The 7,473-nt window shown below is 65.2% G+C and carries 8 protein-coding genes; 3 read left to right on the top strand and 5 right to left on the bottom strand.

The annotated features are described in order from the left end of the window. The 3 genes from ABZE94_RS07255 to ABZE94_RS07245 all read left to right on the top strand — a co-directional run. The coding region (locus tag ABZE94_RS07255) for an efflux RND transporter permease subunit (RefSeq protein WP_372874867.1) at positions 1-665 on the top strand (665 nt) is incomplete at its 5' end. Further along, positions 662-1,018 (top strand): copper-binding protein, encoded by a 357-nt coding sequence (locus tag ABZE94_RS07250; RefSeq protein ID WP_372874866.1) that lies wholly within the window; start codon positions 662-664, stop codon positions 1,016-1,018. The genes ABZE94_RS07255 and ABZE94_RS07250, both read left to right, overlap by 4 nt. A gap of 348 nt (positions 1,019-1,366) precedes the next feature. Then, the gene (locus ABZE94_RS07245; RefSeq protein WP_372874865.1) at positions 1,367-2,272 is read left to right on the top strand and encodes a F510_1955 family glycosylhydrolase; all 906 of its coding nucleotides are present in this window, start codon (positions 1,367-1,369) and stop codon (positions 2,270-2,272) included. Between the two features lie 241 nt (positions 2,273-2,513). On the opposite strand, the gene ABZE94_RS07240 is transcribed toward ABZE94_RS07245, so the two are convergent. The 5 genes from ABZE94_RS07240 to metR all read right to left on the bottom strand — a co-directional run bounded on the left by ABZE94_RS07240 (position 2,514) and on the right by metR (position 7,181). Further along, positions 2,514-2,966 carry a hypothetical protein gene (locus ABZE94_RS07240; RefSeq protein ID WP_372874864.1) on the bottom strand — a complete coding sequence of 151 codons (453 nt, stop codon included), beginning with the start codon at positions 2,964-2,966 and terminating at the stop codon, positions 2,514-2,516. 21 nt (positions 2,967-2,987) lie between these two features. Beyond that, entirely contained in the window at positions 2,988-5,270 is a 2,283-nt protein-coding gene (locus ABZE94_RS07235) for a heavy metal translocating P-type ATPase (RefSeq protein WP_372874863.1), read from the bottom strand. Next, positions 5,267-5,524: a DUF2933 domain-containing protein gene (locus ABZE94_RS07230; protein WP_372874862.1), complete on the bottom strand. Its 258-nt coding sequence runs from the start codon at positions 5,522-5,524 to the stop codon at positions 5,267-5,269. The genes ABZE94_RS07235 and ABZE94_RS07230 overlap by 4 nt, the downstream gene beginning before the upstream one ends. A 93-nt stretch (positions 5,525-5,617) precedes the next feature. Beyond that, complete coding sequence (locus tag ABZE94_RS07225; RefSeq protein ID WP_372874861.1) at positions 5,618-5,977, bottom strand: hypothetical protein; 360 nt, start codon at positions 5,975-5,977, stop codon at positions 5,618-5,620. 286 nt (positions 5,978-6,263) lie between these two features. Beyond that, positions 6,264-7,181 (bottom strand): transcriptional regulator MetR, encoded by a 918-nt coding sequence (gene metR, locus ABZE94_RS07220; RefSeq protein ID WP_372874860.1) that lies wholly within the window; start codon positions 7,179-7,181, stop codon positions 6,264-6,266. Positions 7,182-7,473 lie beyond the last annotated feature (292 nt).

Raw genomic sequence — 7,473 nt, 5'->3', positions numbered from 1 at the left:
TGGCCTCGGTGGTGGCCGATCTGCGCGCCGCCATCGACGAGCAGGTCACCCTGCAACCGGGCATCAGCCTGAGCTATTCGGGGCAGTTCGAGTTCCTCGAACGGGCCAACGCGCGGCTCAAACTGGTGGTGCCGGCCACCCTGCTGATCATCTTCGTCCTGCTCTACCTGTGTTTCGCCCGCTTCGGCGAGGCGCTGCTGATCATGGCCACGCTGCCGTTCGCCCTGACCGGCGGGGTCTGGTTCCTCTACCTGCTCGGCTACCACATGTCGGTGGCCACCGGGGTCGGTTTCATCGCCCTGGCCGGGGTCGCGGCGGAATTCGGCGTGATCATGCTGCTCTACCTGAAGAACGCCTGGGCCGAACGCGAGGCAGCCGGCGACAGCAGCGAGCAGGCGCTGGTCGAGGCGATCCGCGAAGGCGCGGTACAACGTGTGCGGCCCAAGGCCATGACCGTGGCGGTGATCATCGCCGGCCTGCTGCCGATCCTCCTCGGCGGCGGCACCGGCAGCGAGGTGATGAGCCGCATCGCCGCGCCCATGGTCGGCGGCATGCTCAGCGCGCCGCTGCTGTCGCTGTTCGTGTTGCCGGCGGCCTATAGATTGATGCGGCGACGCAAGACCTCTGAATTCATACCCGGTCCAGCAGAAGGAAAACTCGCATGAACTACAGCCTCTTGGGTGCACTGACGCTGCTCCTCGGCCAACCGCTCTTCGCCGCCGAAATGCCTGTCATGCCCATGGACGAGATGCCCATGAAAGAGATGCAGATGGAGCAATCGGGGGCTGCGGCAACCGCCCAGGCTTCCGGCACCGTCAAGGCCATCGACAGCCAGAAAGGCCGTGTCACCATCGCCCATGGCCCCGTGCCTGCGCTGAAGTGGCCGGCGATGACCATGGGCTTCAAGGCGACGCCCGGGCAACTGTCTCAAGTGCAGGTCGGCCAACAGGTGATATTCGCGTTCAAGAGCGCAGGCATGCAGGCGACGCTGCTGTCGATCAAGCCGCTGCAGCAATAGCGCCAAGCATGGCCGATCCGGTGAGCTACACCCTCTCGCCGGGTCGGTCTATCGAGTCAGTGATATGACTCAAACCATGGGTAACTGTGCCTGCCATCCTCCCGTTGCTACTTTGGTTTGGAGGTTGGCCCTAGCAGGCTATTGAAAAACTACCTGCGTGGGCGATACGGCGTTAAAAATGGCCTCAAAATGCTCATTTACACCAGTAAATTCCGCTTTTTCGGCCATTTTTGCCTTGTCTCGCCTGCCTCGCCTACGTTTTTCAACGGCCTGCTAGGCGCCTGGATCAGGCGCCTCTTTTTCCAAAGAGGCCTTGGCACAGATGGCCCCTCACTTGGAGAAGCGATGATGCCCCTGACATCCCTACTACGCGGCGCAGCCAGACTCGGGCTGCTGGCTACCCTCGCCAGCCTCGCCGCCTGCGGCGACCCCGCAGTCAGCCTGACGCATGTGCACGGCCTGGCCTACAGCGAAGACGGCCAGCGCCTGATGATCCCCAGCCACCACGGCTTGGCCCTCTACAGCGAGGAAGGCTGGAGCAAGGCTTCTGGGCCGCAGCACGACTACATGGGGTTTGCCGCGACACGTCGGGCGATCTACAGCAGTGGACACCCGGAACCCGGCAGCGATCTGGTCAATCCGTTCGGCGTGATCAAGAGCAGCGATGGAGGGCGCACCTGGCAGCAACTGAGCCTACAGGGCGAGTCGGATTTTCACCTGATGGCCGGCGGTTTCGATAGCGCCACCCTCTATGTCTACAACAGTCGGCCGAATTCGCGGATGAGCACCCCCGGTTTGTATTACAGCCGCAACGATGGCGCCAATTGGCAGCGCGCATCCGCTCAGGGAATTGGCGAGGCGCCGACCGCACTGGCGGTGCATCCGAGCGACAGCCGGGTGGTCGCGGTGGCGACCGGCGCCGGCCTGTACCTGTCGCGCGATGCGGGTCAACGCTTCAGGGCGGTCATCGAAGGCGAACAGGTTGTGAGCGCCGCCTTCAGCCTCGACGGCAGCAGCCTATGGTTCGGCAGCTATGGCGACGCGGCCAAGCTATCCAGACTGGAGCTGCAGACGCGCGAAGTCACCGCGCTCGGCGTGCCCGAGCTGGACGAGGATGCCGTCGCCTATCTTGCACAGAACCCGGCGCAGCCAACGGAATGGGCGATGGCGACCTTCAAGCGTGACGTCTATCTGTCAAAGGATGCCGGCACGACTTGGCGCGCCATCGCCAAGGCCGGCCAGCCGCTGGAGTGAGGGCTTGTGAGAAAACGCTTGCCTACTGCCTGTAGGGCGGGTGAAACCTGCCAAGGCAGAGAGCAGAGCGAGGCCCGGCGGGTTGCACCCGCCCTACGCCGGTCCGCAATCCCGGAGCCTGGATAAACCCTGGCGCAATCCGGGAGGGTGGCAATCCCGGATTGCGCTGCGCTTATCCGGCTACGAACAGCGTAACGCCCAAGGCCGCGAGAGCATCGCGGCCCTGGGCGCAATACCAGGCTTATTGGCCGTTCGGCACGGACTGGCTTTCCAGCATCTGCTCCATCATCTGCATCATGTTCTGCATATTCTGGTGCATGTCCCGCAGGCACTGCTGCTGCATGGGCGCATCCTTGGCCAGCGGGCATTGGCTCTGCTGCATGCGCTGGTTCATCATGCCCATCTGCGAGCGCAGGGCCTGGCGGTGTTCGCTGCGGATCTTCTGGCGCTGCTGGGGATCATTGGTGTTGTGCATCTGCCGCATCATCTCCTGCATCTGCGACCAGTCCATCATGCCCATGCCTTGCCCCATGCCTTGGCCCATTCCCTGGCCCATTCCTTGGCCCATGGGCATGTCCTGCTGGTTCTGCGCCAGCTGCTCGGGGTGATGGGCGTCCTCGGCGAAGGCCGGGGCGGCCAGCAGCGTGCCGACGAGGGCGAAGGCGGTCAGCGATTTGTAGGTGAAAGTGCTCATGGTGTTTCTCCTGCCTGGTTTTCATTGAGTCTTGCGTAGGGCGCTCAAGGGGGCTCTCTTGAGCAGTAGGGAATTGGCGATCACCGACAGCGAACTGGCGGTCATGGCAATCACGCCGATCATCGGGTGGAGCAGGCCGACCGCGGCGATGGGAATGGCGGCGACGTTGTAGGCCGAGGCCCAGAGCAGGTTTTCGACGATCTTGCGGAAGGTCAGGCGCGACAGCTGCGCCGCTTCCACCAGACCGCTCAGGCGTTCGCCGATGAGAATCACGTCGGCGGCTTCCATCGCCACATCGGCACCGGTGCCGATGGCGATGCCGACATTGGCCTGCTTCAGCGCCGGGGCGTCGTTGATGCCGTCGCCGACCATGGCCACCCACTGGCCGTACTCGTCCTGCAACTGGCGGATGACCTCGACCTTGCCGCTGGGCAGGACATCGGCATGCACGCTGTCGATGCCCACCTGTTCGGCAATGTGCGCGGCGGCGCGCGGGTTGTCGCCGGTCAGCATGACGGTATGAATGCCCATGTCGCGCAGTGCGGCGATGGCCGCCTGGGCGTCCTCCTTGAGCGTGTCGGCCACGGCGATTACGCCGATCAGCTGCTCGCCACTGGCGACGTAGAGCGCGGTCTTGCCCTGGTTCTCCAGGGTTTCCAGCTGGCCGGCCAGGGCCGCGGTGTCCACCTGACAGTCCTGCATCCAGCGCGCGTTGCCGACCCGGATCAATTGGCCATCCACCTGCCCCTGCACGCCCAGGCCGTTGAGCGCCTGGAATTCGCTCAGCGCACCCAGGGCCAGATCCAGTTCCTTGAGGCGTTCGACCATGGCCTGGGCGATCGGGTGCTCGGAGCCGTGCTCGACGCTGGCGGCCAGGCGCAGCAACTCGTTGGCCTCACCGTCAGCGTCGGCCAGGCAGTCGGTGACCACCGGTTTGCCCAGGGTCAGGGTGCCGGTCTTGTCGAAGACCATCACCTTGATGTCCTTGAACATCTGGATGGCGGTGCCGGAGCGATAGAGGATGCCTTGCTCGGCGCCGCGGCCGGCTCCGACCATCAGCGCAGTCGGGGTGGCCAGGCCGAGGGCGCAGGGGCAGGCGATCACCAGTACCGCAACAGCGGAAAGCAGCGCTACCAGCGGTGCTGACAGCTCGGCATCGACCCAGGGCAGCCAGGTCGCGCCCCACACCAGGATGCCGCGCAAGGATTCGCCGGCGATCAGCCAGACGGCCAGGCTCAGCAGGCTGATGACGATCACCGCGGGTACGAAACGACCGGTAATGCGGTCGGCGAATTCCTGGATCGGCACCTTGGAACTCTGCGCGTGCTCCACCAGTTCGATCACCTGGGCGAGGAAGGTGTCCTGGCCGACCTTGGTGGCGCGCACCTGGAGCAGGCCTTCCTTGTTCAGGGTGGCGCCGATCACCGGATCGCCCGGCCCCTTCTCCTTCGGCAGCGATTCGCCGGTGGCCAGGGACTCGTCGACATGGCTGTTACCCTCGACCACTTCGCCGTCGCTGGGAATTTTCTCGCCGGGGCGCACCAGCATCAGGTCACCGACCACCACCGCCTCGATCGGCACCTGCTCCTCGACGCCGTCGCGCAGCAGCACGGCGCTCTTGGCGCCCAGCTCAAGCATCTTGCGGATGGCCTGGGAGGCGCGGCCCTTGGCGCGGGCCTCCAGGTAACGGCCGATGAGGTGGAAGGTCATGATGGTGGCGGCCATCTCGATAAACGAGGTCATGGGGAAGAAGAACCCCACCAGGCCGATGAAATACGGCGGCAGACTGCCCAGGCTGATCAGCACGTCCATATTGGCGGTGCGATTGAGCAGTGCCCGCCAGGACGATTTATGGGTGAATCGGCCGGCGATGAACACCGGCACCACGGCCAGCAGCGCCACCATCGCCAGATAACCCGGGAGCCTGAACCAGAACATTTCCACCGCCATGATCAGCATGATCAGGCCGGTGGGCACGCCGGCCAGCCACATGCGCCGCCAGGCGTCGCGCAGGTACTGTTCCTCCTCCTCGATCCCGCTGGCTTCGCCACTGGTGCCGGCCAGTTCCGCCCTGGCCACCTCGTAGCCGGCCTGCTCGACCGCCTGTTTGAGCACGTCCAGGTCGGTCTGGTCGGCATCGAACTCGATGTGCACCTTGTGGCTGGCGATGCTGGTGCTGAGTTCGGCGACGCCCTGTATACGCTTGAGCGACTGGCTGACCAGGCCGGCGCAGTGGTCGCTGCCCATGCCGGGCACGATCAGCACTGCGTTTTGTCGCTGCCTGCTTGGTTCGGCTGCGTTCATGGTCTGAGGCCGCAGGCTGGTCGTTTCTGATCCATGTCTGGGTGGGGGCGTTTGCTGCCCCGGCCATGACCGCGGTGCATGAACAGATGCAGCAGCGGGCAGAGCAGCAGGATCAGGTAGGGCAGGGCGCCGAGCAGATGGGCCTGGTGTTCTTCCCAGAGGAAGAACAGGGTGATGGCGGCGAACAGCAACAGGGCCGGCCAGAGTCGCCAGGGGTTGCTGGCTGCTGGGGCATGGCGAGGGTCATGGGGCATGGCAGACCTCTCCAGAAAACCGGGGTGGCCAACCTGCAAGGGTGGTTTGTGGCCAGCGCTGCAAGGTGGCGAATTTCAACGGGGAGAGGGGCGCTATTCGTTATAGCGATGCAGGCGCTGGCGCACGGGCCTGGGCAGGCCGGGGCTGATTGCTGGTGCAGGCGGGGCGCGGCGCAGCTGCCTGGGCCAGCCGATGAACAGGCCGCCAAAGGCCGCGGCCAGCCCGAACAGGGCGATCAGGGCCAGAAGCGTCAGTATCTGCTGGTTGAGCGGCGAGTTCTGCAGGGCATTGCAGGCATCCGCCGGGGCGGCGCCAAGGTCATGCTGGGCATGGCAGGGACTGCTGTGCAGAACGCTCGCCAGGTTGGTCGCGGTTGCACCCATGGCCGTGCTGGCGGCGGCCTGTACATGGGCCAAGGAACAGGCGAAAAACAGCACGAACCAAAGCGCCACCAGATTCCTGGCGAGCCCTGTATGGCGGCTGCGCATCGCTTGGATCATGAGTTGGGCTTCCGCGTCTGGTCAGTGCTGTTGCCCTGATTAAAGCCCAGGGTCGGCCAGATGCTATTGATCCAGGTCATGAGTGCTGATTGGCGCGATTGGCGATCGAGCAGGGCTATGGCTGGCTCCTGCCCAGTTAGCTGCGCGACGGCGTGGCAGCGTAGCTGAGACGGAGCTCCTGCAGATGTGGTGCGCCCATCGCGGCAGCCGGCTGGCCGCTATAGAGGCTTTCAGTCATTCAGCGCGCCACGCTGACCCCTTCCAGGTTGGCGAAGGAGGTGTCCTTGGCGGTGAGCAGGAAATCGCGCATGAACGGCGAGTCGAGCATGTCGCTGCGGATGCCGGCATAGAGGGTGGCAAACAGGCCCTTGTCGCCCAGGCGTTTGGCCGTGACGTAGCCGCGCGAGCTGTATTCGTGCAGCGCCCAGTTGGGCAGGCCGCAGACGCCGCGGCCGCTGGCCACCAGCTGCATCATCATCACCGTCAGCTCCGAGGTGCGCACCTGCGCGGGCTCGACGTCGGCCGGTTCGAGGAAGCGGGTGAAGATGTCCAGGCGGTCGCGCTCGACCGGGTAGGTGATCAGGGTTTCCGTGGCCAGGTCTTCGGGCTGGATGAACGGCTTGCTGGCCAACGGGTGCTGGTTGGCCACCGCGAGCATGGCCTCGTAGGTGAACAGCGGCACATAGGTGATCCCGGCCAGCTCCAGCGGGTCCGAGGTCACCACCAGGTCCAGGTCGCCCCGGGCCAGGGCCGGCAGCGGGGCGAAGGAGAAACCCGAGGCCAGGTCCAGCTCCACCTCCGGCCAGGCGTCGCGGAACTGGTCGATGGTCGGCATCAGCCACTGGAAGCAGCTGTGGCACTCGATGGCCATGTGCAGGCGGCCGGCGGTACCGCCGGCCAGGCGGGCCAGGTCGCGCTCGGCGCCGCGCAGCAGCGGCAGCACCGCATCGGTCAGTTGCAGCAGGCGCAGGCCGGCACTGGTGAAGCGCACCGGCTTGGTCTTGCGCACGAACAGCTGCTGGCCGAGGCGCTCCTCCAGCTCCTTGAACTGGTGCGACAGTGCCGACTGGGTCAGGTGCAGGCGTTCGGCGGCGTCCACCAGGCTCTCGCTTTCGCGCAGGGCGTGCAGGGTTTTCAAGTGGCGGAGTTCGAGCATGGCGACCTGACTTCTCTGTGAATGTTCGTGGAATGCTTGCCGGGCGGCGCGCTGCCCGCTCGGGCCGGTATAGGGAAAATGCCGTTTGTATGAAATCGGCTCATTGAACGAGTCGCCAGTGTCCCTCAAGGTCTGGGAGCTGTCGAGCCCGGGCGAGGTTGCCCGTCGGCTGCGCGCAGGCAGGTCGGGACAAGCTGGCGCCTGCAAGACCGCTCCCGGATTGCGCGGCGCTTATCCAGGCTACAGAGGCCGGGCAATGCCAGTTGGACCGCGTGCGGCGATGGCTCAAGCC

The organism is Pseudomonas sp. (genome assembly GCF_041601375.1).
Classification (GTDB): Bacteria; Pseudomonadota; Gammaproteobacteria; order Pseudomonadales; family Pseudomonadaceae; genus Aquipseudomonas.
This window is presented reverse-complemented; position numbering and strand designations above follow the sequence as displayed.